Source organism: Actinoplanes subglobosus, assembly GCF_042650585.1.
GTDB lineage: Bacteria > Actinomycetota > Actinomycetes > Mycobacteriales > Micromonosporaceae > Actinoplanes > Actinoplanes subglobosus.
This window is the reverse complement of sequence record NZ_JBHSBL010000005.1, coordinates 248,614-275,367: the sequence shown is the minus strand read 5'-3', so window position 1 is coordinate 275,367 and position 26,754 is coordinate 248,614. Positions and strand designations below refer to the sequence as shown.

Sequence of the window (26,754 nt, the reverse complement as noted above, 5' to 3'; positions counted from 1 at the left end):
CCGCGCCGTCCAATGCGAGAACCGTGGCGGTTCGTCGCGTTGAACAACACCTGTGTAGTTTGCTGCCCGCCGCAAGGCTACCGCAGCGAGTTTCGCATCCCGAGTAAAGAAGTACCGATCCGTACGTGTGTCGCCCCATACCGGACCGCGGCCTCCAGATCGCCGCTCATGCCCGCCGAAACGGTCGTCGCGCCGGGATGACGAGATGCCATCTGACCTGCGATGACGGCCAGTCCGGCGAACGCCTCGCCCGGGTCGGAACCCAGCGGGGCCACCGCCATCACGCCGCCGAGGCGCAGACCCTCCGATGAGGCCACAGCGTCGGATACCCGCCAGAGATCATCTCCGAACACGCCCCCACGTGCCGGATCACCGTCCAGACTGATCTGGATCAGCACCTCGAGCGGTGTCTCCCGGCCGGCGGCGGCCCTCCCCAGGGCCTCGGCCAGGCGCACCGAGTCCACCGACTCGACCACATCGGCGTACGCCAGAACCGATCTGACCTTGTTGCGCTGCAACTGGCCGACGAAGTGCCATCGTGGTCGCGCGCCCCCGGCGCGCACGGCCTCCGCCTTGGCGGAGGCCTCCTGATCCCGGTTCTCGGCCACGTCCGTGACACCGAGCCCGGCGAGCAACAGGACGTCGCTCGCCGGGTAGGTCTTGGTCACCGCGGTCAGGACGACCGCGTCCGGCGGCCTTCCGGCCGCCGAGCAGGCTTGCGCGATGCGCTCCCGCACCCGTTCGAGAGAGGCGGCGAGCTCAGCGCGCCGTCCGGTGTCGGTCAAGGTTCAACCTTCTTGAGGGGTACGGGAGAAGCGTCACGAAACCACGGAAGAGGCGGGCTCAGGACCCGTTCTTCAGGAAGTCCGGCACGTCCACGTCGTCGAAGAGCACCCGGCTGCGCGGAGTCGGGGTGCTCGGCGGCGGGGTGACCGGCGGCGGGACCGGGGGCAGCGAGCTCCCGGTCGACGGGGCCGGCACCCGGCGCGGCGGCTCGGCCGGCTTGTAGGAGGGCGAACCCCCGTCGAAGCCGGCGGCGATCACGGTGACCCGCACCTCGTCGCCGAGCGCGTCGTCGATGACCGCGCCGAAGATGATGTTCGCGTCCGGGTGGGCCGCGTCGGTCACCAGCTGCGCCGCGTCGTTGATCTCGAAGAGGCCGAGGTCCGACCCGCCGGCGATGGAGAGCAGCACGCCGCGGGCGCCGTCCATGCTCTGCTCCAGCAGCGGGCTGGAGATCGCCTTCTCGGCGGCCTCGACCGCGCGGTTGTCGCCACGGGCGCTGCCGATGCCCATGAGGGCGCTGCCGGCGTTGCTCATGACGCTCTTGACGTCGGCGAAGTCCAGGTTGATCAGACCGGGCGTGGTGATCAGGTCGGTGATGCCCTGCACGCCGGAGAGCAGCACCTGGTCGGCCTGACGGAACGCGTCCATCATGCTGATGCCGCGGTCGCCCAGGGCGAGCAGCCGGTCGTTCGGGATCACGATCAGGGTGTCGCACTGGTTGCGCAACTCGTCGATGCCGGCCTCGGCCTGCACCTGGCGGCGCTTGCCCTCGAAGTTGAACGGGCGGGTGACCACACCGATCGTGAGGGCGCCCAGCTTGCGGGCGATGTTGGCGACCACGGGCGCGCCACCGGTGCCGGTGCCGCCGCCCTCGCCGCACGTCACGAAGACCATGTCGGCCCCCTTGAGGACCTCCTCGATCTCGTCGCGGTGGTCCTCGGCGGCGTTCTTGCCGACCTCGGGCTGCGCGCCGGCCCCCAGGCCACGCGTCAGTTCCCGGCCGACGTCCAGTTTGACGTCGGCGTCGCTCATCAACAGCGCCTGCGCATCGGTGTTGATCGCGATGAACTCCACACCCTTGAGCCCAACTTCGATCATGCGGTTGACGGCGTTCACGCCACCACCGCCGATGCCGACGACCTTGATGACCGCAAGATAGTTGTGCGGAGGTGTCATCGGGCTCAGCCATCCCTTCCGGGGTTGGCGGACGTCGACGGCCCCTGCGGTCCAGGGAACCGCACTTCGACATCCGCTGCCGTACAAAGGAAGGCGAGGAAACCCTCACCCTCTACTAGAGGTTCAGAGTTATGTCAACCACTCGAACCTCTCGACGCAACGTATGCGGACATGCCGCCTCAGCCAAAGACCCGGAGCGGCGTGTCGCGTGCGCGTAGGAGGTGAGTATCCGACTCACCCGTAACCTTGAACCTTTTATTGCGTTCATCACGCTTTGTCCGAATAACCGGATGGCTAGCGTATGGTCACCACTTTCACGGCGCTCACATCGATCTCGTCGCCCTTCTGCTTCAGCAGGACCGTGGCGACGGTGCTCTTGCGCTCGCTCTTGGTGTCGTCACCCCAGATGACCACCCGGCCGTTGCGCAACTCCAGCCGGATCTGCACCGGCGAGGGCACCGCGATCGCCACCAGCTGCTCGCGCAACTCGTCGCTGAGCGCGGCCAGCACGGTCAGCGCCGACCCGGTGTTCTCGTCACCGGCACCCGGCGTGCCGAGCCGGGCGAGCGGCAGACCCTCCGGCGGCGCGGCGACCGCACGGAACGGCACACCGTCGTCGTCGATCAGCACGAACTGATCGTCACGCGCCGGCACCGCCGCCACCGCGGTCCGCTCCACCACCTCGATCACCACGGCCGACGGCCAGCTGCGGCTCACCACCACGCGGTCCACCGGCGGCAGCTGCCGGATCCGGGAACTCACCTCGTCCAGGTCGACCCGGGCCAGCGGTAACTCCGGCTCGACCGCGGCGGCCGCCCGCACCTGCTCCGGCGTGAGGATCTGGGCACCGACCACCCGGACCTCCCGGACCCCGAGCACCGGCGTGCCGTAGACCAGCCAGACCAGCCCGCCGACGACCAGCAGGGCCCCCGCACCGATCAGCCAGGGCATCGCGGCCCGCAGGCGCCGCTGCCGGGCCCGCGCCATGAAGCGCCGGGCCGACGGCGGCACCGCGTCCGTGTCGGCCCGGACCAGCCGCCAGTTGCGCGAGCCCCCGCCGGCCATCGTCGTCAGCCGGCCAGATCCGGCCGGCGGTCGGCCTCGGTCAGCGCGGCTAGCAGCTCGTCACCCATCAGCGAGATCGGCGGCGCGCCCATGGTCACCACCACGTCGCCCGGACGGCTGCGCCGGACCACCTCGGCCGGCACGTCCTCCCAGTCCGGGACGAAGACCTTGCGGTCCTCGGGCAGGCCGATCGCCGCGGTCAGGGCCCGGCCGCCCTCCCCCGGGCCGCGGGTCTCGCCCGGGCCGAAGACCTCCATGCAGATCACCTCGTCGGCGACCGCGAGGCCGTCGGCCAGCTCGGCCTCCAGGTCCCGGGTGCGATAGACCCGGTACGGCTGGAAGACCACCAGCAGCCGTCCGTCCCCGGCCACCTCACGCAGGGTGCGCAGCGCCGCCTTCACCGAGGTCGGGTGGTAGGCGTACTCGTCGTACACCCGCACGCCGGCCGCGATGCCCTTGCGCTCGAACCGGCGGCGGACCCCCGGGAACGACTCCAGCGCCTCGGTCACCTTGGTGAGCTCGATGCCCAGCTTGAGGGCGGTCAGCACGGTGGCCGCGCTGTTCAGGCCCATGTGCGTGCCGGGCAGCGCCAGCTTGAACTCGCCCAGCGGCCTACCGTCCAGCTCCGCCTGGTAGCGCACGCCACTGACCGAGGAGGTGATGTCGAAGATCCGCAGATCCGCGCCGGCCGACTCGCCGTACGTGTAGACGGTCCTGCCCTGTGCCTTGAGCCCCGCGATCAGCTCCTCGGTGCCCGGCCCGTCCGCGCAGGTCACCACGAACCCGTCGGCCAGCCCGCCGAACTCCAGGAAGCCGGCCTTCAACGTCTCCAGGTCGCCCCAGTTGTTGAGGTGGTCGCCCTCGATGTTGGTGATGATCGCGACGTGCGGCCGGTAGATCAGGAACGTCCGGTCGTGCTCGTCGGCCTCGGCCACGAAGTGCGGCCCGGTGCCGTGGTGCCCGTTCGACCCGGCCGCCGACATCTCGCCGCCGATCACGAACGACGGATCCTGCCCCGCGTGCTGCAGGATCACCGTCATGATCGACGTGGTGGTGGTCTTGCCGTGGGTGCCGGCCACCGCGATGGTCTGCCGGTCGGTCATCGCCGCGGCCAGGGCCTCGGACCGGTGCAGCACCCGCAGCCCGCGGCGGCGCGCCTCCACCATCTCCACGTGGTCCTGCGGGATCGCGGTCGAATAGACGACCGTGTCCACGCCGTCGAGGTTGGACGGCTCGTGGGCCATGTGGACCGTGCCGCCGAGGGCGCGCAGCGCGGCCAGGGCCGGCCACTCGCGCAGCTCGCTGCCGGAGACCGGCACGCCACGCGTCAGCAGGAGCCGGGCCAGGCCGGCCATCCCGACCCCGCCGATCCCGATCAGGTGCACACTGCCCAGGTCCTCGGCGGTCATCTCACCGGCCGGCGTCAGCTCCGCCGTGTTCACAGTTCCACTCCCTCGATAAAGCTCACTCAGCTCACCGCTTCGAGAACGAAGCGCAGCAACTGCTCGTCACCGTCGCGGCGCCCGTACCTCGCCGCCGCGCCGCCCATCGCGGCCAGCCGCTGCCGGTCGCGGGCCAGCGGGATGATGTTGGTCTCGATCCATTCCGGGGTCAGCTCGCTGTTGTCCACCAGCATGCCGCCGCCGGACTCCACCACCGGCAGCGCGTTCCGGCGCTGCTCCTGGTTACTGAACGGATAGGGCACGTAGATCGCCGGCATGCCGAGCGCGGTCGTCTCGGCCACCGTGATCGCACCGCCCCGGCACAGCATCAGGTCGGCGGCAGCGTAGCCGAGCTGCATGTCCGACAGGTAGGGCACGACGACATAGGGCACCGGCAGGTCTTTCGGCACCTCGAACGGGTCGTTGCGCCCGCCCTGCACGTGCAGCACCTGGATGCCGGCGTGCGCGAGCCGCTTGGCCGCCGCGGCCACCGCCAGGTTGATCGTGCGGGCGCCGGACGAGCCGCCCGACACGAACAGCACCGGCAGGTCCGGGCGCAGCCCGAAGTGGTAGAGCGCCTGCGGGCGCAGCGCCGGCCGGTCCATGTGGGTGATGCCGGTCCGCAGCGGGACGCCGACCAGGCGGGCGTTGCGCAGCGCCTCGGCTTGCTCCAGCTGGTGCGGGAAGCCGACGGCGACGCGTTTGGTGAATTTCATCCCCATCCGGTTGGCCACCCCGGGCGGCACGTTCACCTCGTGGATGACGATCGGCAGCTCACGCCGCCAGGCCGCCAGATAGGCCGGGACCGACACGTAACCGCCGAAACCGACCACCACCTCGGCCTCCACCTCGTCGATGACCTCACCGGCCGCGTGGGCCGACTTGTACATCCGGTCCGGGGTGCGCAGCAGGTCGAGGTTGAGCGAGCGCGGCAGCTGGAACGCCGGGATGCTGCGCAGGTCGTAGCCGGCCGCCGGGATCAGCTGGTTCTCCATGCCCTTGGGGCTGCCCAGCGTCGTGATCCGGATGTCGGGGAAGTGGCGGCGTAAGGCGTCGGCGAAGGCGAGCAGCGGATAGATGTGACCACCGGTGCCCCCTCCGGCCAGCACTACCGACCGCAGCGACCCCATCACCGTCTCCTCACGCCCCCCGCGCTCTCCTGGGCCCGGCCACCCGGTTTCTGGGCAGGCGGACGTTGTTGTCCCGGCCGCCGCGGCGGGGGGAGCGGCGGCAGCGGGGCCCAGAGTAGCCGTACCCACCGAGGCGTCGGACGGGCGTTCAGCGCTCGCGCCGCGTCCGGTTCGGCCCGGGCGAACGACGCCAGTATGCCGATCGCCGCCATGGTCACCACGAGCGCGGTGCCACCCGCGGAGATGAACGGGAGCGGCAGGCCGGTGATCGGCAGGAGACCCACCACACCACCCATGTTGATCACGGCCTGGGCGACCAGCCAGGTGGTGATGGCGGTGGCCGCGAGGCGGCGGAACGGGTCGGCGACCCGGCGGGCGATCCGGAACCCGGTGTAGGCGAGCACCGACAGCAGCGCCAGCACCACGCTGCAGCCGACGACGCCGAGCTCCTCGGCCACGATCGCGAAGATGAAGTCGTTGCCGGCCTCCGGCACCCAGCCCCACTTGAGGGCGCTCTTGCCCAGCCCGACACCGAACCAGCCGCCCTCGAAGATCGCCGAGCGGCCCTGCGCCAGCTGATAGCAGGAGCGCCCGGCCTCGGTGGTGGTGTCGCAGGCGGCCAGCGGCTCCAGGAACGAGGTGAGCCGCCGCAACCGGTAGTTCTCCTCACCGGCGGTCCCGGAGCCGGCACCCCGGGACGCGGCCGCGATCAGCAGGCCGACACCGGCCAGACCCAGCACGCCCAGCGCGCCGAAGACCCGCAGCCGGACCCCGGCCGCCCAGAGCAGGCCGACGATCAGCGCCAGCAGCACCAGCATGGTGCCCAGGTCGTTGTAGCCGACCAGGACGAAGAGCAGGCCGATCACCGGGAACAGCGGCATCGCCAGCTCCCGCCAGTGACTCAGGGACGGGCCCTTGCGGGCGATGATGTCCGCGCCCCACAGCACCATGGCGAGTTTCGCCAGCTCACCCGGCTGCATGCTGAACGAGCCGAGGACCAGCCAGTTCAGGTGGGCCACCAGCGGGCCGAGCATGGGGTCGCCGTCGGAGTTCCGGCTCAGCACGTCGGCCGCGCCCAGCGCGTTCATCGCGGCCAGGAGCGTGAGCAGGATGACGGACATGGCCAGCAGGCCCCGGCCGAGCACCCGCAGCGTGACCGAGGGCAGCCGCTGGAAGATCCAGAACGCGACCAGGCCGAGCAGCGCGTACACGGCCTGGCTGCTGATCTCGGTGAAGGCGTTGCCCTTCTCCGCGAACGCCTTCACGCTCGTGGCCGAGAAGACCATGGTGAGGCCGATCAGCAGCAGCAACGAGCAGCTGGAGATCAGCAGGTAGTACGAGGACAGGGGTCTGGCCAGCAGCCCGTGCACAGCGGGCAGGAGCTGCCGGCTCAATGACGGGCGGGCCTGCTGGGATCGGTCGTCCGCCATACCCCCATCATCGTCCGATGTCCACATCTCTCCGCGACACGTCGATGGCGTGTCGCGCGGAGATCTGCGCTACTACCCCATCACCGCCAGGTGCTCGCTGTAGAACAGGCCCAGGCCGATCGCCGCACAGATGCCGGCGATGATCCAGAACCGGACCACGATGTTGACCTCGCTCCAGCCGGCCAACTCGAAGTGGTGCTGGAGCGGCGACATCCGGAAGACCCGCTTGCCGGTGGTCTTGAACGAGATGATCTGGATGACCACGGACATCGTGATGATGACGAACAGGCCGCCGATGATGACCGAGAGCAGCGTGGTGCGGGTGGCCACGGCCAGACCGCCGATCAGGCCGCCCAGCGCCAGCGCGCCGGTGTCACCCATGAAGATCCGGGCCGGGTTGGTGTTCCACCACAGGAAGCCGACACAGGCCGCCGCCGCGGCCGCCGCGATCATCGCGATCTCCAGTGGGTCCCGGACCTGATAACAGTGCTCCGCGGTGGCCGAGCCGGCCTGGCCCACGTAGTCGTTGTCACCGCACCAGTGCCGGTACTGCCAGAAGCCGATCAGCGAGTAGGCGCCGAGGACCAGGATCGACGCGCCGGTGGCGAGACCGTCCAGGCCGTCGGTGAGGTTCACGCCGTTCGACATCGCCATGATCACGAAGACGAACACCATGACCGAGCCGACCTTGCCGACGTCCAGCCAGCTCACGTCGCGGATGAAGGAGATCTTCTCGCTGGCCACGGTCTGGCCGTTGGTGCTCGGGAAGTAGAGCGCGGCGATGCCGAACACGGTACCGATGATCAGCTGGCCGAGGAGCTTGCCCTTGGCGCTGAGACCGTCCGAGTTCTTCTTGCGCACCTTCAGGAAGTCGTCCATGAAGCCCACGGCGCCGCAGAAGACGAAGAGACCGAGCAGGACCAGGGCGGTCATGGTCGGCTTCTCCTGCGCGATCTGCCGGTCCGGCAGCGTGGTCAGCGCCAGGTGCCCGGCGGCATAGGCGAAGACCGTGGCGATGATGAACGCCACGCCGCCCATGGTCGGGGTGCCCCGCTTGCCGAGGTGGGTCTGCGGCCCGATGGTGCGGATCGGCTGCCCGGCCTTGAGCGCCGAGAAGACCCGGATCGCGAGGGGCGTGCCGAAGAGCGAGATGAGAAAGGCGACCGCGGCCGCGACGATGACTGCCCTCACGTGGGCTGAACCTCCTCGGGGTGCCGCAGCCAGTCGGCGACATCCCATGTGCGGTACCGGGAACCCTTGACCAGCACGACATCGTCGGCGCGCAGGTCGTGGCGCAGGATCTCGATCGCGGCGGCCTGGTCCTCGGCGAGGAGCCCCGTACCCCGCCAGCCGTCCACCGCCGCGGCGCCGTCCAGGATCGGACGCGCGGCGCCGGTCACCGCGATCAGCCGGTCGACACCCAGTTCGGCGGCGAGCCGCCCGACCTCGGCATGACCGGACACCTCGTGCTCGCCGAGCTCGGCCATGAAGCCGAGGACGGCGGTGGTGCGCTTGCCGCCGCCCATCGCGGCCAGGGCCCGCAGAGCGGCCGAGGTCGACGACGGGTTGGCGTTGTACGAGTCGTCGACCACCGTGACACCGTCCAGCCGGGAGTAGACGTCCATCCGGCGCTCGGAGGCGATGCCCACCTCGCCCAGCGCGGCGACCAGGTCGTCGAACGCCATTCCGGCGGCCAGCGCCACCGCGGCGGCGGACAGGGTGTTCGCGACCTGGTGCTCACCCGCCGTGGTGAGGTGGACCCGCCCGGTCCGGGTGCCGTCGGAGAGGGTGTACGACGCCCGCCCACCCGCGTCGAGCGAGACGTCCGAGGCGGTCAGCGATCCGGTCGACCCGACCGTGACCACCCGGGCCGAGGTGCGCGACGCCATCGCGGCGACCAGCGGGTCGTCGGCGTTGAGGACCGCCACCCCGGTCGACGGGAGCGCCTCGACCAGTTCGCCCTTGGCCAGGGCGGTGCCCTCCTTGGAGCCGAACTCGCCGATGTGGGCGGCGCCGATGTTCAGCACCACGCCGATCGACGGGCGGGCGATGCCGGTCAGGTACCGGATGTGCCCGACACCGCGCGCGCCCATCTCCAGGACCAGGAACCGATGCTTCTCCGAGGCCCGCAACACGGTGTACGGGAAACCGAGCTCGTTGTTGAGCGAGCCGGGCAGGGCCACCGTGGGACCGATCCGGGACAGCAGCTGCCCGATGTAGTCCTTGGTGGTGGTCTTGCCGGACGAGCCGGTCAGCCCGATCACGGTGAGGTCGTGCAGCCGGGCCACCACGGCCCGGGCCAGGGCGGCCACCGCGGCCAGCGGGTCCTCCACGACGACGCCCGGCACACCGGTGTCCCGGGAGCCGAGCACGGCGGCGGCACCCCGCTCGACGGCGGCGGCCGCGAAGTCGTGACCGTCCACCTTCTCGCCGGCGAACGCCAGGAACAGGCCGCCCGGGCCGATCTTGCGGGAGTCGTACTCGACGTCGCCGGTCACCAGCACCGACGGGTCGCCGACGACCCGGCCGCCGGTGATCCCGGCGATCTCCCGCAGGGTCAGGTCGATCATGCGCGCGCCTCCAGAGCGGCGGCCAGCTCGATACGGTCGTCGAACGGGAGCACTTCGCCGTTCACCTCCTGGCCCTGTTCGTTGCCCTTGCCCAGCACCGCGATCACGTCACCGGGCGAGGCCAGTCGCACGGCCTCCCCGATCGCGGAGCGCCGGCCGTCCACTTCGATGACCTTCGCGGGCGTGGACGCCTCTTCCGCGCCCACGCGGACCGCCGATCGTACAAAAGCCGGGTCTTCGGTCCTGGGGTTGTCATCGGTGATGATCACCAAGTCGGCGCCCTGCGCCGCGGCCGCGCCCATCAGAGGCCGTTTGCCCTGGTCGCGGTCGCCGCCGGCGCCGATCACGCAGATCAGCCGGCCGCCGCGCGTGGTCGCGAGCCCGCGCAGCGCGGCGAGGGCGGCGACGATCGCGTTGGGTTTGTGGGCGTAATCGACCACGCCGAGGATCTCGCCGGGCGCGTCCACCAGCTCCAGCCGGCCCGGCACACCGCGGCAGGCGGCGATGCCGGCGCCCGCCACCCGGGCGTCCACACCCACCGCGGCCAGGAGGGCGAGCGCTAGCAACGCGTTCGCCACGTTGTGCAGGCCGGGCAGCGCCACGCCGGTTTCGACGGTCACACCGTCCGGGCCGTGCGCGGTGAAGACCTGACCGAAATCGGACGGGCGCACGTCGGCGGCCCACCAGGTCGCCGCCGGGTCACCGGCCGCCGAGTAGGTGATCGTCGACGGCTTGAACAGCGGGCGCAGCGCCGGGTCGTCGAAGTTGAGCACCTCGGCGGCGGACCGGCCGTCGAAGAGCCGCGCCTTGGCCTCGAAGTAGTCCTCCGAGGTCGGGTGGAAGTCGAGGTGATCCTGGCCGAAGTTGGTGTAGCCGCCGGCCGCGAAGCGGATGCCACCGGCCCGGCCCATCACCAGCGCGTGGCTGGACACCTCCATGACCACCGCCTCGACGCCGCGCTCGACGCCGGTGGCGAGGATCGCCTGCAGGTCGGTGGCCTCCGGGGTGGTCCGCACGCTCTTGACCACCAGGTCGCCGAGCCGGGTCTCCACCGTGCCGACCAGCCCGGTCACCTTCCCGGCGGCCCGTAGACCGGCCTCGACCAGGTAGGACGTGGAGGTCTTCCCGGCCGTGCCGGTGATGCCGATCATGGTGAGCCGCCGCGACGGCTCGCCGTAGATCGTCGCCGCGGCCGTGCCGAGCGCCGCCCGCGGATCGTCGGTGACCAGCACCGGGAGCCCCGCGGCGAGGGCCGCGGCACGGCCGGCCGGATCGGTCAGGACGGCCACCGCGCCGGAGCGCACGGCGTCCGCCACGAACTCGGCACCGTGCCGGTTGGCGCCGGGGAGCGCCGCGTAGAGGTCACCCGGGCGCACCTCCCGACTACTGTGCGTTACACCGGTGACCGGGACGTCACCGCCGGTCAGATCTGCCGGTAACAGGTCCGCGAGCCGCGCCACCAGGCACGGCTCCACGGTCTCGGGACGTGGAATGCCGGACACGGCGTCAGACCCTACCCCGTCTCCGTGGGCTCGCTGTCAACGCCATGCGGCCCGCGTCATTCCTTGATCTTGAATTCTGGCGCCTTGGTCCCGGCCGGCGGCACGTGGTTCTGCAGCAGGACGTAGGACATCATCTCGCTGAATGCCGGGGCCGCCACGTCACCGCCGCCGCCGCTGCTGACGTCCATCGACACCGCGATCACGTACCGCGGATTCTCGGCCGGGGCCATGCCGACGAACGAGCTGGCGTTGTTGCTGGTGTACTGCCCGTTGACGAGGAGCTTGCCGGTGCCGGTCTTGCCCGCCACCCGGTAACCGGGGACCTGCGCCGCAAGGCCGGTGGCGTGCTCGACGGTGGTCACCGCCTCCATCATCAGGCGCAGTTCCTGGGCCACGTTCGCGTCCAGCACCCGGTGCGTCTCCGGCGCGGCGGTGGGGGTCTCCGCGCCGCCCTCACCGGAGATCGTCGACTTGATCAGGCGCGGCTGGGTGTACACGCCGTCGTTGGCGATCGCGGCGTACCCGGCCGCCATCTGGATCAGCGTCGCCGACACGCTGTGCCCGATCGGCACCGAGCCGTACGACGAGCCGCTCCAGTCGGCCGGCTCGAGCAGGTCGCCGTCGGCCTCGGCCGGCATGCCCTCGCCGGTGGCCTTGCCCAGCCCGAACTTCTGCTGGTACTCGTAGACCTTCTCCTTGCCGAGCCGGTCGGCGAGCAGGATCGTTCCCACGTTCGAGGAGAAGGCGAGCAGCCCCGGCAGGGTCATCCGGGTGCCCTTCTCCTGCCGGTGGGTGTCCTTGAACGGGGTGTCGCCCTTCACGATCGCCGGGCTGATCGTGATCAGCTCGTCCGGCTTGACCAGACCCTCCTGCAGAGCCGCGCCGAAGATGAAGGCCTTGTGGCTCGACCCCGGATCGGTGACGACGCTGCTCGGCATGTCGACCCGCTGGATCGGGTCCACCACGTTCGGCTTCGACGCGTTGTAGCCCGGGTAGCTGGCCTGGGCCAGCACCTCACCGGTACGGGCGTCCAGCACCACCGCGCCGCCGACCCGCGCGTTCTTCTTCTTGCCCGCCGCGTCCAGGATCCGCTGCACCTGGAACTGGATGTCCTGGTCGATGGTGAGCTTGAGCGAGTTGCCCGGACGGGCCTCGATGTCCTGCTGGAACCCGCCCGGGATCGGCTTGTTCAGCTTGCCGGTGCCGACCTCGAAGACCCGCTTGCCGTCGGTGCCGTGCAGGAGGTCGTCGTAACGCGCCTCCAGGCCCTCCAGGCCGCGGCCCTCCTCGCCGGTGAACCCGATCAGGTTCGACGCCAGGTCGCCACCGGGCACGTCACGCCGCTCGTCGGAGTGCGTGTAGATGCCGGGCAGATTCATCGCGTCGATCTTGTCGGCGATCGCCAGCTCCACGCCACGGTCCAGGTAACGGAACTTCGACCACTGGCCGAGCACCTGCCGGCGCTGCATCTTCTCGAACAGCTCGGACTGCGGGACACCGAGCAGCGGCGCCAGTTTCGCGGCCGTACCGGCGACGTCCTGCTGCAGTTCCTTGTTCTCCGGGTCGGCGTAGACGTAACGCGCCTCGACGCTGTGCGCCAGCACGTTGCCGTTGCGATCCAGGATGCTGCCCCGGGGCGCCGGGAGGGTGACGCTGCTCAGCCTGTTCTCCCGCAGCTCCAGCAGACTGGCCGCCTCCTCCGGGGAGGTCGCGACCTGGAGCACCACCAGCCGCACGCCGATGGTCACGAAGAGCGAGAGCGCGAGGACGGTGCCCAGGCGCAGCCGGCGCGTGCTGTTGGCGAGCCGCGGCGGCTCGGCCGGGACCGGGCGGCGCGGGCGTGCCGGCGGCTCCCCCCTGCGGCGCTCCGGTTCCCGGACCCGCTCCCGGACCCGCTCGCGGGCCCGCTCTCGCGGCTTCTCCGGCTCCCGGGCCTTCGCCTTGGGCGTCGGTTTCGCCCGCTCGCGGGGCGTCGGCGGCTCCTCGCGCTGCGGCGGGGGCTCGGTGGTCCGGCCCCGCCCGCGGGACCGCTGGCCGCTCTCGCCGCCGTCGAGCACCTGCAGTGCGGGCCGGAACGGGTCGGCGTTACGGCTGGAGTCACGGGGCAGACGGCCGCGCTCGGCCACGGTCCGCCCACGCGGGGTGTACGCGCGCGCGTCCCCGATGCTGGAGCGGCCACGGCGCGGCTCGCGCGGGCTCTCCTCCGGCTCCTCCCCCGGCAGGTCACGCGACGAACCGCGCCGGGGTGACGTACCCCGGCGCGGTGTCTCGTCGTCGGCTCGCGGCGACATGCGGGCCTACCTCTCGGCCGCGGTGGACGGCGCGCCGGTCTGGCGCAGGCCGTCGTCGGCGGTCGGCGAGGTCGGTCCCTTGCCGGGCGCCGGCGGCCGGATGATCTCCCCGTTCGGCAGCCAGATGACGGCGGGCTCCTCGGCCTGGACCAGGCCGAGCCGGCGGGCCGCCGCGTGCAGGGCACCCGGCTTGGACGCGTCGACGATCTGCCGCTCCAGCTCGTGCTGCCGCTGGTCCAGCGTGGCCTTCTCCTTGCGGAGGGCGTCCAGCCGGAACGACTGCTCCATGGTCTTGGTGTTGATCAGCAGGATGCCGACCACACCGACCAGAACCACGGCGATGACCGCCGCGGCGAACGTGGCCCGCGGTGCGCGGACCGGCATCGGCGGTGCCACCCAGAGCCGCGGACGGCCCGGGATCGGTGGCGTGTCGCCGCTGACCTCGATCGACAGCGCGGTCGCGCCGTCGACCGGCGCGGCCGGTTCCTGAGCCCCCCGGCTCCGGATCCCTGACCGGCGCGTGTCGTCCTTGTCGGGCCGGCGCATCCCCCGAGCACCGGTCCCCTTGGTCTCGGCATCGCGGCTCACCCGGCGCGTGGTGCGCGGCTGCGCCGATCGGCCCCCCGACCGCGGCGCTGCGGATCGCTCGCTCATGCTCGTCCCTCCCCCTCTACATTCGCCCCCGGGCGTATCCGCCCTCGTCCCCCACGCGTTGTAGACATTCGGGGCCGCTCGCGGCCGGCTCCGAACGCCTTCTCGAACCTGTTCGCCTGCTCCTGCTCGTCGATCCGCTCCACCGCGCGCAGCTTCACCGAGGCCGCCCTCGGGTTCGCCGCCACCTCCGCCTCGCTGGGCAGCTCCGACCCCCTGGTCAGGAGCCGCAGGCTCGGGCCGGTGCCGGGCAGCTCGACCGGAAGGTCGACCGGCCCGGTACTGCGCGACCTCGCGGCGAGCTCGCGCTTGACGATCCTGTCCTCCAGCGATTGATAACTCATCACCACAAGACGCCCCTGGGGCGCCAACGCGTCCAAAGCCGCCGGAACCGCCCCTTCGAGCGCCTCCAGCTCCCTGTTCACCTCAATGCGTAATGCCTGGAATGTCCTTTTTGCGGGATTTCCACCCGTTCGCCGCGCGGCGGCCGGGATGGCGTCCTTCACCAGCTCGGCCAGTCGCGCCGTGGAGGTGATCCGCGCCTTCGCCCGCTCCCGCACGATCGACGAGACGATCCGCGGCGCGAACTTCTCCTCGCCGTACTGCCGCAAAACGCGAACAAGATCACCCGGCTCGTACGTGTTGACGACCTCCTCCGCGGTCACCCCGCGGGACTGGTCCATCCGCATGTCCAAAGGCGCGTCCTGCGCGTACGCGAACCCGCGATCCGCCTCGTCCAGCTGCAGCGACGACACCCCGAGGTCGAAGAGCCCACTGTGGATCGCCGGGATCCCCAGCTCACCGAGAACCCGCGGCAGCTCGTCGTAGACGGCGTGGACCAGATGCGTGCGATCGCCGAAGCGGATCAGCCGGTGCCGCGCGTGGGCCAGAGCCTCGGTGTCCCGGTCGAGTCCGATCAGGACCACATCGGGATAGCGCTCGAGAACCGCCTCGGCGTGCCCGCCCAGACCGAGCGTGAAGTCGACGTGGACGGCGCCCGGCAGCGTGAGGGCGGGGTCCAGCAGCTCAAGACAGCGCTCGAGCAGCACCGGCACATGCGTGCCCCGTGGCTCCCCCATGTCGACCCCCATGCCCGTTCGCGTCCCACTCGTTCGCTGCCCGTTGCTGCCCGGCCCGGTCGCCCGTCCGTACCGCCAGATCCCCATCCGCTCTCATGTCCCGCGCCGGCGAACCGGCTCCGGACACGCGCCTGGCGCCGGGGAAGAGGCGCCAGGAGCGGGAGCGGCTGGAGATCTCGCAGTACGGCGACAGGGGCGTCCGGGCCGAGACCAGCGACCCGCCGAGTGCCACGCCCTACAGCCCGCCGGGCAGCACCCCCTCCTCGATGTCGGCGAACTCTTCCTCGCTCGCCGAGAGGTAGTCATCCCAGGACTGCTTGTCCCAGATCTCGACCCGGGTGCTCGCACCGATCACCACGAGATCACGACCAAGACTGGCATACTCCCGCAAATGGGCAGGAATCGTCACCCTGCCCTGCTTGTCGGGAACCTCGTCGTGGGCGCTCGCGAAGAAGACCCGGCTGTAAGCCCGGGCCGACTTGTTCGTGACCGGCGCCTCGCGCAGCTGACCGGCGATGCGCTGGAACTCAGGCATCGGGAACACGTAAAGACAGCGCTCCTGCCCCTTCGTGATCACGACACCTCCCGCCAGCTCATCACGGAACTTCGCCGGGAGGATCAGCCGGCCCTTCTCGTCCAGGCGCGGGGTGTGTGTGCCGAGGAACATCGGCCCCCACCCCTTTGCCGTGGCGGCCGCCCCATCGCGGAGGGAGCGGATCGCCTGTCAACTCGGGCCGGCAGGTCCGGCGTCGCTCCTCCGCCCTGCCACTGCGCCCCACTCTACTCCACTTCCCTCCACCTGCAACCCAAAAGCCAACCCTCACGAGCCGTTCTCACGGACGTAATCCCAGTTCACAGGCGGTGGGGCCAAGTGGAGGGGGTGACCATGATCAACAGGGTCTTGTTTCCGACATCGAGGCCATCGCGTCGAAAAACACCCGCCGAAATGCCCGCTGGGACCCGAATTCCCGGTCACCCTCGGTGCGCGGGGAGGAAAGTGGAGCGTCCACATCGCCGTACACAACAGACGCCCGTGGGGCGTGACCCCTGATCCGGGTCACGCCCCACGGGCGTCACTGCTATTCCTTACTTACTACTGTCGCTGTGCTACCACGGTCAGGCGACCAGGCGGCGCACCACGTAGTTCTTGTTCCAGATCTTGTGCTTGCCGACCCGGGCCCCGGTGTGGGGCGAGTCGTAGACGTAACCGTTGCCGGCATAGATACCGGCGTGGTAGCCGTACGACCCGTTGCGGAAGATGATCAGGTCACCGATCTGCTTGTTGCTCTTCGCGACGGCCTTGCCGTACTTCTGCTGCGTGTTCGCCTTGTGCGGCAGGCTCTTGCCGGCCGCCTTCTTGTAGACGTACTTGGTGAAACCCGAGCAGTCGAAGCGCTTGGGACCGGACGCGCCGTACTTGTAGAGCGCACCCTTGTGCTTCTTGGCCTCGGCCAGCACCTTGGCACCACTGGCCTTGACGGTCACCTTGACCTTGGTGGTGACCTTCTGGTTGTACCCGGTGCCGGTGAAGATCGTACGGATCCAGACGGTGCTGGTCGGCTTGGCGGTGAGAGCCACCTGGCCGTTCTTCAGCGTGTCGGTGTCCCACGTGCGCCAAGCGCCGTTTCTCCAGCCCTGGAGACGCACGGTGCCCTTGGCGACCTGCTTGGTGGCAGGGTCGATCACCTTGGCGGTGACCTTGAGGGTGGAACCCCACTTGAGGCTTCGGGTACTGGTCCCGGCCCACATCGAAGGTGTGACCTTCGGTGCGACCGCCGCGGCGGCGACCGGGGTGACAGCGGGGGTCGTGGCGGCCGCCGCGGGGGACGCGGCGATCAGCTGCCCGGCACAGAGGCAGAGACCCAGGGACAGTGCGACGGTTCCGGTGCCGATGGACGCGCGGCGGCGCCGGCTCGAACTGTGTTCGTGCACGGTAGAGAAATCCCTCCGGCACGCCTGCGAGGTTAGCTGTCGGGTTCGGGCGGGAAGGCATGCCCGGCCGCGGGTGGGCGGCTTCACCCCAAGGTCCTCCCGGGTCCGCCACCGGAGAACCGGTGGCGCGGGAGAGACCGAATCTGGGTCCCCCGTCCCTGCCCCCGAATGCCTTGTGTGGTGTGGCTACTGCTGTGTCGCACCGGTCCGGCCCGGGGCAGGGCTCGGCGTGAACCGATCCGGTGCGGCCGGCGAGCGGATTGCGTCCGGCGAATCTTTGGTACCCGAGTCAGGCCATGATCGTCAGCGTGGGGATGATCACCCTCCGTGATTGGCACACATGTCGGTGCCCGGTTTGTTACCTGCGCGTGACAAATGCGCCTACCCAAAGTAGGGGCACAGCTACGTAGCGTTGAAGGTTACGGGTGAAACAGAACACATAAAAAGTCCCGCCACCATCGTGGCGAGCGCCCGAAAAGCCCGGACCGGGGAAAACATCCGGCACATCGCGATCTTGACGGTCTGGCAACGCGACGTGACGTTCGAGTCCGGTACCCTCGCTGGCGTGACGGACGGAATGCCTCTCATCGCCAAGGTCGCGACCTCCGTGTCGAAGACCGCGGCGGCGCTCTCCAGGGCCGCGGGCCGCGGCGACGGTTCGGTGATCGGCGGCTGGATCGGCCTCAAGATCGATCCCGACCTGCTGGCCCACCTCGCGGCCGGCCGTGCCGTCGCGCTCGTCTCCGGGACCAACGGCAAGACCACGACGACCCGTCTCACCGCGGCCGCCGTCGGTGTCCTCGGCCGGGTCGCCACCAACTCGTTCGGCGCCAACATGCCGACCGGTCACACCTCCGCGCTGGCCAAGGAGGGGCACACCCCGTTCGCGGTCCTCGAGGTCGACGAGCACTACCTGGCACAGGTCATCGACCAGACCCGGCCCAAGGTCGTGGCGCTGCTCAACCTCTCCCGCGACCAGCTCGACCGGGCCAAGGAGGTGGCGATGATGGCGCAGTTGTGGAAGACGGCACTCGCCGGCCACCCCGACATCAAGGTCGTCGCCAACTCCGACGACCCGATGGTGGTGTGGGCCGCCGCCAGCAGCCCGCAGGTCACCTGGTTCAGCGCCGGCCAGCGCTGGCTCGACGACTCGTTCGTCTGCCCGGAGAGCGGCCACCCGATCGAGCGCCAGCAGGGCGACTGGTGGTGCACCGGCTGCCCGCTGCGCCGCCCGCGCCCCCAGTGGGTCGTCGAGGACGAGGGCGTCATCGACCCCCGCGGCGACTGGCATCTGGTCAAGCTCCAGCTCCCCGGCCGGGTCAACATCGGTAACGCGGCAACCGCCCTGGCCGTGGCGGCCGAGTTCGGGGTCCGCCCGATCGAGGCCCTCCCCCGGCTCGCCCGGGTCGCGTCGATCGCCGGCCGCTACGCACAGGTCGACCGTGACGGCCGCAACATCCGCTTGCTGCTGGCGAAGAACCCGGCAAGCTGGTTGGAGGCCTTCGACATGGCCGACCATGCACCGACACTGCTCTCCATCAACGCGCGGGACCCCGACGGCCTCGACACCTCGTGGCTCTACGACGTCGACTTCTCGCCGCTGCGCGACCGCCCGGTGCTGATCACCGGCGACCGGGCCTACGACCTGGCCGTCCGGCTCCAGGTGAACCAGGTGCCCTTCCGGCACGTACAGAGTTTCGACGAGGCGCTGCGGTCGGTGCCGCCCGGCCGCCTCGAAGTGATCGCCAACTACACGGCGTTCCAGGACATCCGAGCGGAGTTGGACCGTGTCAACTGAGGCCCTGCGGATCGTGTGGATCTACCCCGATCTGCTCTCGACCTACGGCGACCGCGGCAACATGCTGATCCTCGCCCGGCGGGCCGCCGAGCGGGGCATCCCGGCCGAGACCTACGAGGTCCGTTCCGACCAGCGGATGCCCAACGGCGCCGACATCTACCTGATCGGCGGCGGTGAGGACGGCCCGCAGGCCCTGGCCGCCCAGCGCCTGCTCGCCGACGGCGGCCTCCACCAGGCCGTCGCCCAGGGCGCCTCGATCCTCTCGATCTGCGCCGGTTACCAGTTGCTCGGTCACTCGTTCTTTGCCAAGGGGGCCAAGTGCGCCGGGCTGGGACTGCTGGACATCACCTCCGACCGGGGCGAGACCCGGGCGGTCGGCGAGCTCCGCGGTGAGATCGACCCACGGCTCGGCCTGCCCGCGCTGACCGGCTTCGAGAACCACGGGGGGCGTACGCATCTGGGTGCCCACGCCGCACCACTGGCCCGGGTGACAGCCGGCATCGGCAACGACGGCCAGACCGAGGGCGCCTGGGCCGGCAAGATCCTCGGGACGTATTCGCACGGCCCGGCGCTCGCCCGCAACCCGGCGATAGCCGATCTGCTACTGCGTTGGGCGACCGGCGCGGATAGGCTTTCCCCGCTCGACGACACCTGGGCCGACCGGCTCCGATCCGAGAGGCTCGCCGCAGCGAGCCCCGCATGACTTGTCCATAACCGACGACAGTTGGGGCGGTAAGCCTGCATGACCGACAACCTGATCGCCCCGCGGGGCACCGACTCCGCGGACCCTCAGGCAGTTGAGCACGCCGGCCCCACCTCCGGATGGAAGCGTCGTTTCGTCCGGTTCGCCCTTCTCGGGGCGGGTGTCGGCGCCCTGGCCGGCATCGCCGCGGTCCTCCCACTGAAGGACATAGCCGAGACCCTGTCGGCCATGGGCCCGAGCGCGGTTCTCGCCGTCGCGGTCCTCGGCGGCATGCTGCTGTCGGTGTTGGTCCCCCGCACGCTGATCACGATGACCTGCGGCGCTCTGCTGGGCGCCGTGACCGGCGGCGCCGCGGCACTGGCCGCCGCGGTGATCGCCGCCGTCGCCACGTACTACGCTGGCCGCTGGGCCGGCCGCGGCGCCTTGCAGGCCCGAGCCGGCAGCCGTCTGGCCCGCCTAGACGGCTGGCTCAACCGCCGCGGCCTGGCCGCTGTCCTGCTGGTCCGTTTCCTCCCGCTGGCCCCGTTCGGCCTGGTCGGCTACGCCTACGGCACCACCAGCGTCTGCCGCAAGCGCTACCTGCTCGGCACCACGATCGCCGCCATCCCGTCGACGGTCACCTACGCCATCATCGGCGCCGCGGTGGCCGCACCGGGCCGGATGAACGTCCTGACCCTGGCCCCCGCCGTGATCAGCTTCATCCTTTCCACAGCGATCATCCTCCGCTGGCGCCACACTTCCCGCCGGGCCACCACCCCCGCCTGAGACCGGCCCACCGTCTGGCCCCATACCCTCACCGCCCGGCCCTCACCGCCTGGCCGGGCCCTCACCGCCTGGCCCCACACCTTCACCGCCCGGCCCTCACCGCCTGGCCGGGCCCTCACCTCCCAACCCAGCCCTCACCACCCGGCCCAGCCCTCACCACCCGGCCCAGCCCTCACCACCCGGCCCAGCCCTCACCACCCGGCCCAGCCCTCACCGCCCGGCCGGGCCCTCAACTCCCAACCCAGCCCCCAACGCCCGCCCAGCACTCACCACCCGACCCGGCCCAGCCCCCAACGCCCGCCCAGCACTCACCACCCGACCCGGCCCAGCCCTCACCGCCTGACCTGACGCCCCTGCCACCGTGCCTCGACGGCACCTGCGCTTACGACGCTCAACGACAAGGCGCCGCCGATGCCTGCCGCGTTCTCGCGGCAGAAGGCGGCCCGCCGCGGCGCCGTTCCCTCCCGGTAGACCGCGGTCCGAGGCAGCCTCTCCCCACGCGACGCCCCCTTTGCTGCCTCCACAGACCCGAAGAGCATCCCGACGCCCGGCGCCACCTCCGCATCACCGCGGACGCGCGGCACGACGCAAGCGTCTCCGCTGGGTACCGCTATCCCCGATCTGCGGCTCAAATGCAGGCGCCTATCACCACAAAACCACCCCTCTTGTACGGCCACCCCGCGCACAACAGCAATCGATCCCGTTCCCTGAGGTCAGCGCGGCGCATTCCCTGGTCAAGATCGAAAAGCGACCGCCGGGCTGGCTGCCCACTCACCGAAGCAACACCGGGTCAGCGACAGCGACGATCAGAGTGGGCGATCGCGGTTTGCAGGTTTCGTTGCTGTCACGCAATGCCGTGCTCAAGAGGTCTTGGGGGCCCGCAACATCTACCCGAGTGATCGATATCAGCCCACACCCGACGCAGGCACTCGAATGCAGCCCTGCTCCCGCAGGCCGAGCGACACCCCCGACACCCGAAGTCATCAGACGCCTCAACGCGGTGACCACCGACGTTCCCGGGCGAACCCCAGCGGATCTTGCCCGATTGACCACCGGAAGCGGTGGTCAATCGGGCAAGATCCGGCAGCGAGGGCGGTGAACGCTCACGGTCAGCGCACCGGGTGCGGTCACCGCCCATCCGGCTCGATTCTCGGCGCCCACCGATCTTCGCCGACCGCCCCCAGCGAAATCGATCCACTCAGGCCCCGCAGAGCCGGGTATCGATCACCCGGACGAGCATTACGGACCCGGAACCTCTTAACTTCGCGGCATTGCGCCATCACGTGGGTGGACGCACACGATCGAGGTTTGCGCGAGCTGGTCCTCGTGATAGCGAGGATGAAATCTCAAGATCGGGGATCGTGTGCGCCTGTCGTCACGTCGGCGTGCCCTGGCCGTGGTGACGACCAGCCAGTTACGCGAACCGCGGGCCGGCAGTCATGTCGGCTCCGCCTGAAAACTGACCACGTGGTTCCAGGTGAATCGGGACCACCTCCTGAAGCATCGGGAGGTGCTGAACGTGGAGGACTGGGCAGAGATCCGGCAGCTGCGGCGGTCGGAAGGGATGGCGATCAAGGCTATTGCCCGGCGGTTGAAGATGGCGCGGAACACGGTGAAGAAGGCCCTGGCCAGTGACAGTTCGCCGCGGTATCAGCGGGCACCGACGGGTTCGATCGTCGATGCGGTCGCGCCGCAGATCCGGGCGTTGCTGGCCGAGTTCCCGGACGTGCCGACCACGGTGATCATGGAACGGGTGGGATGGGATCGCGGCAAGACGGTGTTCTGCGATCGGACGCCGGACAGGCGAGGCCGAACACGCAAGGCCGAACACGCAAGGCCGAACACGCAAGGCCGAACAGGGCCGGGCAGGCGGGGCCGAACAGGCGGGGCCGAACAGGGCCGGGCAGGCGGGGCCGAACAGGGCCGGGCAGGCGGGGCCGAGCAGGCTGGCGGGGCCGGCGGGCTGGGTCAGAGGGTGGCGAGGTCGGTGAAGTAGGCGGGGTATGTCTTGGCGACGCACGCCGGGTCGGTGATCTCGATGCCGGGGGTTCGCAAGCCGATCAGGGAGAGGCTCATCGCCATGCGGTGGTCCTCGTAGGTGGCGAAACGTGTCGGGCGCGGAACTCCGGGGTGGATGGTGAAGCCGTCGGCGTCCTCGATGGCGTCGATGCCGGCTCGGCGGAGTTCGGTGACGACGGCGCCGACCCTGTCGGTCTCCTTGCCGCGGATGAAACCGATGCCCCGGACCCTGGTCGGTGAGTCGGCGAAGACCGCGACGGCGGCCAGGGTCTGTGCGGTGTCGGAGATGTCGGCCATGTCGACGTCGACCCCGTGGAGGCTGCCGGTGCCACGGACGGTCAGCGAATCCGCGGTACGGGTCACCGCGACGCCCATCCCTTCCAGGACGTCGGCGAACCGTACATCTCCTTGAAGGCTTGCCGTGCCCAGGCCGGAAACGGTGACCTGACCGCCGGTGATGGCCGCCGCACCGAGGAAATAGGACGCCGCGCTGGCGTCCGGCTCGATCGGGTAGCGGGCGGGCCGGTAGGCGCCGGCCGGGACGTGCAGACCGTCGACGGTGACGCCGAACGCCGCCATCACCGCCTTCGTCATCTCCACATAGGGCACCGACACCAGCGGTGACGTCAGGGAGACGGTGAGGCCACGCGCCATCAGCGGCCCGGCCATCAGGAGCCCGGAGAGGAACTGGCTGGAGATGTGGCCGCTCACGTCGACCGGGCCGCCGTGCGCGGGGCCGGTGACGGCGGCCGGCAGGAACCCGGGCGCGGCCAGCTCCTCGACCTCGGCGCCGATCTGCCGCAGCGCGTCGAGGACCGGGCCGAACGGGCGGGCCCGCAGCTGCTCGGTGCCGTCGACGACGGTCCGCCCGTGCAGCAGCGCCGCCGCCGGCAGGAGGAACCGCGACGTCGTCCCGGACTGGCGTGCGTCGATCGTGCCGGCGCCGCCCGCGGTCGCGGTGTCGATGCCGGTCACGGTGACGGTGCACGCCTGCTCGTCGGTGACGACGGTGGCGCCGAGAGCGGCGACCGCGCTCATCATGGCGCGGGTGTCGTCGGCGAAGAGCACCCCGGTCAGCGTGGACGTGCCGGGGGCGAGGGCGGCGCAGAGCAGTGCGCGGTTGGTGATGCTCTTGGAGCCGGGCGGCCGGACCGTCGCGTCGACGGGTGTGGTGAGCGGGGCGACGGCGAGCACGTCAGGCATGCCCTGATTCAAACAGGCGGACGGCCCGCCCCCGTACGCGGAGGCGGGCCGTACCAAGCAGTGGTCAGACGACGACGCTGACCAGGCGTCCCTTCACCACGATGACCTTCTTGGGCTCCTTGCCGGCCAGTGCCTCGGCGACGGCGGCCAGCGCGGCTGCCCGTACCTCGTCCTCGGTCGTCTCCGGGGAGACCTCGACCCGGCCGCGGACCTTGCCGTTGACCTGCACCGGGTAGGTGATCGCGTCGGCGACCAGCTGGGCGGGGTCGGCGACGGGGAAGGCGGTGTACGCCAGCGAGCCCTGGTGGCCCAGCTTGCCCCACAGCTCCTCGGCCAGGTGCGGGGCGAACGGCGAGATCATCAGCACCAGCGGCTCGGCCGCCTCACGCGACACCGTGCCCAGCGGGGTCAGCGTGTTGGTCAGCTCGATCAGCTTGGCGATCGCCGTGTTGAACCGCAGCTCCTCCATGTCCTCGCGGACGCCGGCGATGATCCGGTGCAGGACCTTGCGGGTCTTCGGGTCCAGCGGCTCGTCGGAGACCCGGGTGGCACCGGTCTCCTCGTCGACGACCAGACGCCAGGCACGCTGCAGGAACCGCTGCGAACCGACGACGGCGCGGGTCTCCCAGGGGCGGGAGACGTCCAGCGGGCCCATCGCCATCTCGTACACCCGGAACGTGTCGGCGCCATACTGCTCGCACATCTCGTCGGGGGTGACGACGTTCTTCAGCGACTTGCCCATTTTGCCGTATTCGCGGTTCACGACGGCGTCGCCGTGGTACCACTTGCCGTCGCGCTCGACGACCTCCTCGGCGGGCACGATCACGCCGCGCTCGTCCCGGAACGCGTACGCCTGGATGTAGCCCTGGTTGAACAGTTTCTTGAACGGCTCGAACGACGAGACGTGGCCCAGGTCGAACAGCACCTTGTGCCAGAAGCGCGAGTACAGCAGGTGCAGCACGGCGTGCTCGACGCCACCGACGTACAGGTCGACACCGCCGCAGTCGCCGTCGGCGCGCGGGCCCATCCAGTAGCTCTCGTTGGCCGGGTCGACCAGCTTGTCCTCGTTGTGCGGGTCCAGGTAGCGCAGCTCGTACCAGCAGGAACCGGCCCACTGCGGCATGGTGTTGGTCTCGCGGGTGTACATCTTCGGGCCGTCGCCCAGGTCCAGCTCGACCTGCACCCACTCCTTGATCCGGGACAGCGGGGTCTCCGGCTCGGTGTCCGCGTCCTCCGGGTCGAAGGTGCGCGGCGAGAAGTCGTCGGTGTCCGGCAGCACGACCGGCAGCATCGAGTCGGGCAGCGCGATCGGCAGGCCGGTCTCGTCGTAGACGATCGGGAACGGCTCGCCCCAGTACCGCTGGCGGCTGAACAGCCAGTCCCGCAGCCGGTACGTGGTCGCGCCCTGCCCCTTGCCCTGCGCCTCCAGCCACTCGATCATGGCGGCCTTGGCCTCGATGACGCCCTTGCCGTCCAGCCACTCGCTGTTGATCGCGGGTCCGTCACCGGTGAAAGCACCTTCAAAACCCTCAGGCGCTTCGACGGTACGGATGATCGGCAGCTGGAACACCTCGGCGAACGCCCAGTCGCGCTCGTCCTGGCCGGGCACCGCCATGATCGCGCCGGTGCCGTACCCGGCCAGCACGTAGTCGGCGATGAAGACCGGGATCCGTGTCCCGTTGACCGGGTTGGTCGCATAGGCGCCGGTGAAGACACCGGTCTTGACCTTGCCGTCAGCGGTCCGCTCCTCGTCGGTCTTGGCCGCCGCGGCCGCCCGGTAGGCGGTCACCGCCTCCGCCGGGGTCGCGTGCCCACCGGTCCAGGCTTCCTTCGCGCCGTCCGGCCAGACCGGCGGGACGATCCGGTCGACCAGTTCGTGCTCCGGGGCCAGCACCATGTAGGTGGCGCCGAACAGGGTGTCCGGACGGGTGGTGAAGACCTTGATCACGTCGTCGCCGGTGACCGGGAAGTCGACGTGGGCGCCGCGCGACCGGCCGATCCAGTTGCGCTGCATCAGCTTGACCGGCTCCGGCCAGTCCAGCGTGTCCAGGTCCTCGATCAGCCGGTCACCGTAGGTGGTGATCCGCATCATCCACTGCTTCAGGCTGCGCTTGAAGACCGGGAAATTGCCCCGCTCGGAGCGGCCGTCCGGGGTGACCTCCTCGTTCGACAGCACGGTGCCCAGGCCGGGGCACCAGTTGACCGGGGCCTCGCTCATGTAGGCCAGGCGGTGGTCGTCGATCAGCTGCCGCTTCTCGACGGCGGACAGACCGGCCCATTCAGGACCACGAGCGCCTGACTCGTACGAATCGATCAGCTCTTGAATGGGTCTCGCCTTGCCGACCGAGGGGTCGAACCAGGAGTTGAAGACCTGCAGGAAGATCCACTGGGTCCAGCGGTAGTAGTCCGGATCGGTCGTCGAGAACGACCGCCGGTCGTCGTAGGCCAGGCCCAGCCGCCGCAGCTGCTGCCGGTACCGCTCGACGTTCGCCGCCGTGGTGACCGCCGGGTGGGTGCCGGTCTGCACCGCATACTGCTCGGCGGGCAGGCCGAACGCGTCGAAGCCCATCGGGTGCAGCACGTTGAAACCGGCCTGCCGCTGGTAGCGGGTGTAGCAGTCGGTGCCGATGTAGCCCAGCGGGTGCCCGACGTGCAGGCCGGCGCCGGACGGGTACGGGAACATGTCCTGGACGTGCAGCTTGGGCGCGCCGGCACGCGGGTGCCCGGGATCGGCCAGCTCGCCGGTCGGGTTGGGCGCGTGGAACGTCCCGTTCGCGTCCCAGAAGTCCTGCCAGCGCCGCTCGATCTCGCCGGCCAGTGCTGCGGTGTATCGGAAGGGCGGGGTCTCGGTCTCGCTCATCTTCACCATCTCGTCTCGTCTTTGATCGGGAAGCTCCGAAGGGCACAAAAAAGCCCCTCGCACAGGAGGGGTTGCCGTGCCTGGTCCGCGATCGGTCAGCGGATCAGCACGGCCGGCTAAGGAGCAGAACGAACCGAGCCATGCGTGCATGGTACCCCTCGCCCATCACGGACGGCGACCGGTATGGCGGGCGCGTGACATACTCCCGGCTGTCCACAGGCGACCGGCCTGGGATGGCGGATGGCCCCTGTTCGTCCGAATCCCCCTCGATCAGGCCTTTCGGCGTTGCGCGCGGACGGGGCTAACCTGTGGGGACGGGCGGCGAGCGCCGGAGGCCCACGGCCGCTGGGCG

General features: G+C 70.3%; 19 protein-coding genes, 1 pseudogene and 1 riboswitch. Of the genes and pseudogenes, 4 read left to right on the top strand and 16 right to left on the bottom strand.

Annotated elements, in window-relative coordinates:
- Positions 1-77 precede the first annotated feature (77 nt).
- From ACFO0C_RS04750 to ACFO0C_RS04685, 14 genes are all read right to left on the bottom strand, one after another.
- Positions 78-785, bottom strand: coding sequence for a YggS family pyridoxal phosphate-dependent enzyme (locus ACFO0C_RS04750; protein ID WP_378065263.1), 708 nt, complete (start codon positions 783-785; stop codon positions 78-80).
- A gap of 58 nt (positions 786-843) precedes the next feature.
- Positions 844-1,962 carry a cell division protein FtsZ gene (gene ftsZ / locus ACFO0C_RS04745; protein WP_378065262.1) on the bottom strand — a complete coding sequence of 373 codons (1,119 nt, stop codon included), beginning with the start codon at positions 1,960-1,962 and terminating at the stop codon, positions 844-846.
- Between the two features lie 294 nt (positions 1,963-2,256).
- Positions 2,257-3,027: a cell division protein FtsQ/DivIB gene (locus ACFO0C_RS04740; protein ID WP_378065261.1), complete on the bottom strand. Its 771-nt coding sequence runs from the start codon at positions 3,025-3,027 to the stop codon at positions 2,257-2,259.
- A gap of 5 nt (positions 3,028-3,032) precedes the next feature.
- Positions 3,033-4,436, bottom strand: coding sequence for a UDP-N-acetylmuramate--L-alanine ligase (gene murC / locus ACFO0C_RS04735; protein ID WP_378065558.1), 1,404 nt, complete (start codon positions 4,434-4,436; stop codon positions 3,033-3,035).
- Between the two features lie 59 nt (positions 4,437-4,495).
- Positions 4,496-5,599 (bottom strand): undecaprenyldiphospho-muramoylpentapeptide beta-N-acetylglucosaminyltransferase, encoded by a 1,104-nt coding sequence (murG, locus tag ACFO0C_RS04730; RefSeq protein WP_378065260.1) that lies wholly within the window; start codon positions 5,597-5,599, stop codon positions 4,496-4,498.
- Positions 5,599-7,029, bottom strand: coding sequence for an FtsW/RodA/SpoVE family cell cycle protein (locus tag ACFO0C_RS04725; protein ID WP_378065259.1), 1,431 nt, complete (start codon positions 7,027-7,029; stop codon positions 5,599-5,601). Before ACFO0C_RS04725 ends, murG begins: the two co-directional genes overlap by 1 nt.
- Positions 7,030-7,101: 72 nt before the next feature.
- Positions 7,102-8,220 carry a phospho-N-acetylmuramoyl-pentapeptide-transferase gene (gene mraY, locus ACFO0C_RS04720; protein WP_378065258.1) on the bottom strand — a complete coding sequence of 373 codons (1,119 nt, stop codon included), beginning with the start codon at positions 8,218-8,220 and terminating at the stop codon, positions 7,102-7,104.
- Positions 8,217-9,599 (bottom strand): UDP-N-acetylmuramoyl-tripeptide--D-alanyl-D-alanine ligase, encoded by a 1,383-nt coding sequence (locus ACFO0C_RS04715; RefSeq protein WP_378065257.1) that lies wholly within the window; start codon positions 9,597-9,599, stop codon positions 8,217-8,219. The genes mraY and ACFO0C_RS04715 overlap by 4 nt, the downstream gene beginning before the upstream one ends.
- Positions 9,596-11,101, bottom strand: a complete 1,506-nt coding sequence (locus ACFO0C_RS04710; RefSeq protein ID WP_378065256.1) for a UDP-N-acetylmuramoyl-L-alanyl-D-glutamate--2,6-diaminopimelate ligase — start codon at positions 11,099-11,101, stop codon at positions 9,596-9,598. The genes ACFO0C_RS04715 and ACFO0C_RS04710 overlap by 4 nt, the downstream gene beginning before the upstream one ends.
- A 56-nt stretch (positions 11,102-11,157) precedes the next feature.
- The gene (locus ACFO0C_RS04705; protein WP_378065255.1) at positions 11,158-13,392 is read right to left on the bottom strand and encodes a peptidoglycan D,D-transpeptidase FtsI family protein; all 2,235 of its coding nucleotides are present in this window, start codon (positions 13,390-13,392) and stop codon (positions 11,158-11,160) included.
- 6 nt (positions 13,393-13,398) lie between these two features.
- A complete protein-coding gene (locus ACFO0C_RS04700; RefSeq protein WP_378065254.1) occupies positions 13,399-13,980 on the bottom strand; it encodes a hypothetical protein in 582 nt (193 codons plus the stop codon).
- Positions 13,981-14,042: 62 nt separating this feature from the next.
- Positions 14,043-15,209: a 16S rRNA (cytosine(1402)-N(4))-methyltransferase RsmH gene (gene rsmH, locus ACFO0C_RS04695; protein WP_378065252.1), complete on the bottom strand. Its 1,167-nt coding sequence runs from the start codon at positions 15,207-15,209 to the stop codon at positions 14,043-14,045.
- A 148-nt stretch (positions 15,210-15,357) separates the two neighbouring features.
- Positions 15,358-15,789, bottom strand: coding sequence for a division/cell wall cluster transcriptional repressor MraZ (gene mraZ, locus ACFO0C_RS04690; protein ID WP_378065251.1), 432 nt, complete (start codon positions 15,787-15,789; stop codon positions 15,358-15,360).
- Positions 15,790-16,238: 449 nt separating this feature from the next.
- Positions 16,239-17,054, bottom strand: coding sequence for a C40 family peptidase (locus ACFO0C_RS04685; RefSeq protein ID WP_378065249.1), 816 nt, complete (start codon positions 17,052-17,054; stop codon positions 16,239-16,241).
- A gap of 6 nt (positions 17,055-17,060) precedes the next feature.
- A riboswitch (cyclic di-AMP (ydaO/yuaA leader) is annotated at positions 17,061-17,252 on the bottom strand.
- A gap of 379 nt (positions 17,253-17,631) precedes the next feature.
- Between ACFO0C_RS04685 and ACFO0C_RS04680 the strand changes: the two genes are divergently transcribed.
- From ACFO0C_RS04680 to ACFO0C_RS04665, 4 genes and pseudogenes are all read left to right on the top strand, one after another.
- Entirely contained in the window at positions 17,632-18,852 is a 1,221-nt protein-coding gene (locus ACFO0C_RS04680) for a MurT ligase domain-containing protein (protein ID WP_378065557.1), read from the top strand.
- Entirely contained in the window at positions 18,842-19,555 is a 714-nt protein-coding gene (locus tag ACFO0C_RS04675; RefSeq protein ID WP_378065247.1) for a type 1 glutamine amidotransferase, read from the top strand. Before ACFO0C_RS04680 ends, ACFO0C_RS04675 begins: the two co-directional genes overlap by 11 nt.
- A gap of 39 nt (positions 19,556-19,594) precedes the next feature.
- Complete coding sequence (locus ACFO0C_RS04670; RefSeq protein WP_378065246.1) at positions 19,595-20,320, top strand: TVP38/TMEM64 family protein; 726 nt, start codon at positions 19,595-19,597, stop codon at positions 20,318-20,320.
- 1,510 nt (positions 20,321-21,830) lie between these two features.
- A pseudogene (locus tag ACFO0C_RS04665) lies at positions 21,831-22,082 on the top strand (EscE/YscE/SsaE family type III secretion system needle protein co-chaperone); the annotation flags it as partial.
- Positions 22,083-22,288: 206 nt separating this feature from the next.
- Here the strand turns inward: ACFO0C_RS04665 and aroA are convergent.
- Together aroA and leuS are read right to left on the bottom strand one after the other, a co-directional pair.
- Positions 22,289-23,542, bottom strand: coding sequence for a 3-phosphoshikimate 1-carboxyvinyltransferase (gene aroA, locus ACFO0C_RS04660; RefSeq protein WP_378065245.1), 1,254 nt, complete (start codon positions 23,540-23,542; stop codon positions 22,289-22,291).
- A 64-nt stretch (positions 23,543-23,606) separates the two neighbouring features.
- The gene (leuS, locus tag ACFO0C_RS04655; RefSeq protein ID WP_378065244.1) at positions 23,607-26,411 is read right to left on the bottom strand and encodes a leucine--tRNA ligase; all 2,805 of its coding nucleotides are present in this window, start codon (positions 26,409-26,411) and stop codon (positions 23,607-23,609) included.
- Positions 26,412-26,754: the final 343 nt, after the last annotated feature.

Bases quoted from the DNA above. Each gene is read 5' to 3' on its own strand.
- ftsZ (WP_378065262.1), bottom strand. From the start codon at position 1,962: ATGACACCTCCGCACAACTATCTTGCGGTCATCAAGGTCGTCGGCATC.
- ACFO0C_RS04740 (WP_378065261.1), bottom strand. From the start codon at position 3,027: ATGGCCGGCGGGGGCTCGCGCAACTGGCGGCTGGTCCGGGCCGACACG.
- murC (WP_378065558.1), bottom strand. From the start codon at position 4,436: ATGACCGCCGAGGACCTGGGCAGTGTGCACCTGATCGGGATCGGCGGG.
- murG (WP_378065260.1), bottom strand. From the start codon at position 5,599: ATGGGGTCGCTGCGGTCGGTAGTGCTGGCCGGAGGGGGCACCGGTGGT.
- ACFO0C_RS04725 (WP_378065259.1), bottom strand. From the start codon at position 7,029: ATGGCGGACGACCGATCCCAGCAGGCCCGCCCGTCATTGAGCCGGCAG.
- ACFO0C_RS04715 (WP_378065257.1), bottom strand. From the start codon at position 9,599: ATGATCGACCTGACCCTGCGGGAGATCGCCGGGATCACCGGCGGCCGG.
- ACFO0C_RS04705 (WP_378065255.1), bottom strand. From the start codon at position 13,392: ATGTCGCCGCGAGCCGACGACGAGACACCGCGCCGGGGTACGTCACCC.
- rsmH (WP_378065252.1), bottom strand. From the start codon at position 15,209: ATGGGGATCTGGCGGTACGGACGGGCGACCGGGCCGGGCAGCAACGGG.
- mraZ (WP_378065251.1), bottom strand. From the start codon at position 15,789: ATGTTCCTCGGCACACACACCCCGCGCCTGGACGAGAAGGGCCGGCTG.
- ACFO0C_RS04680 (WP_378065557.1), top strand. From the start codon at position 17,632: ATGCCTCTCATCGCCAAGGTCGCGACCTCCGTGTCGAAGACCGCGGCG.
- ACFO0C_RS04670 (WP_378065246.1), top strand. From the start codon at position 19,595: ATGACCGACAACCTGATCGCCCCGCGGGGCACCGACTCCGCGGACCCT.
- aroA (WP_378065245.1), bottom strand. From the start codon at position 23,542: ATGCCTGACGTGCTCGCCGTCGCCCCGCTCACCACACCCGTCGACGCG.
- leuS (WP_378065244.1), bottom strand. From the start codon at position 26,411: ATGGTGAAGATGAGCGAGACCGAGACCCCGCCCTTCCGATACACCGCA.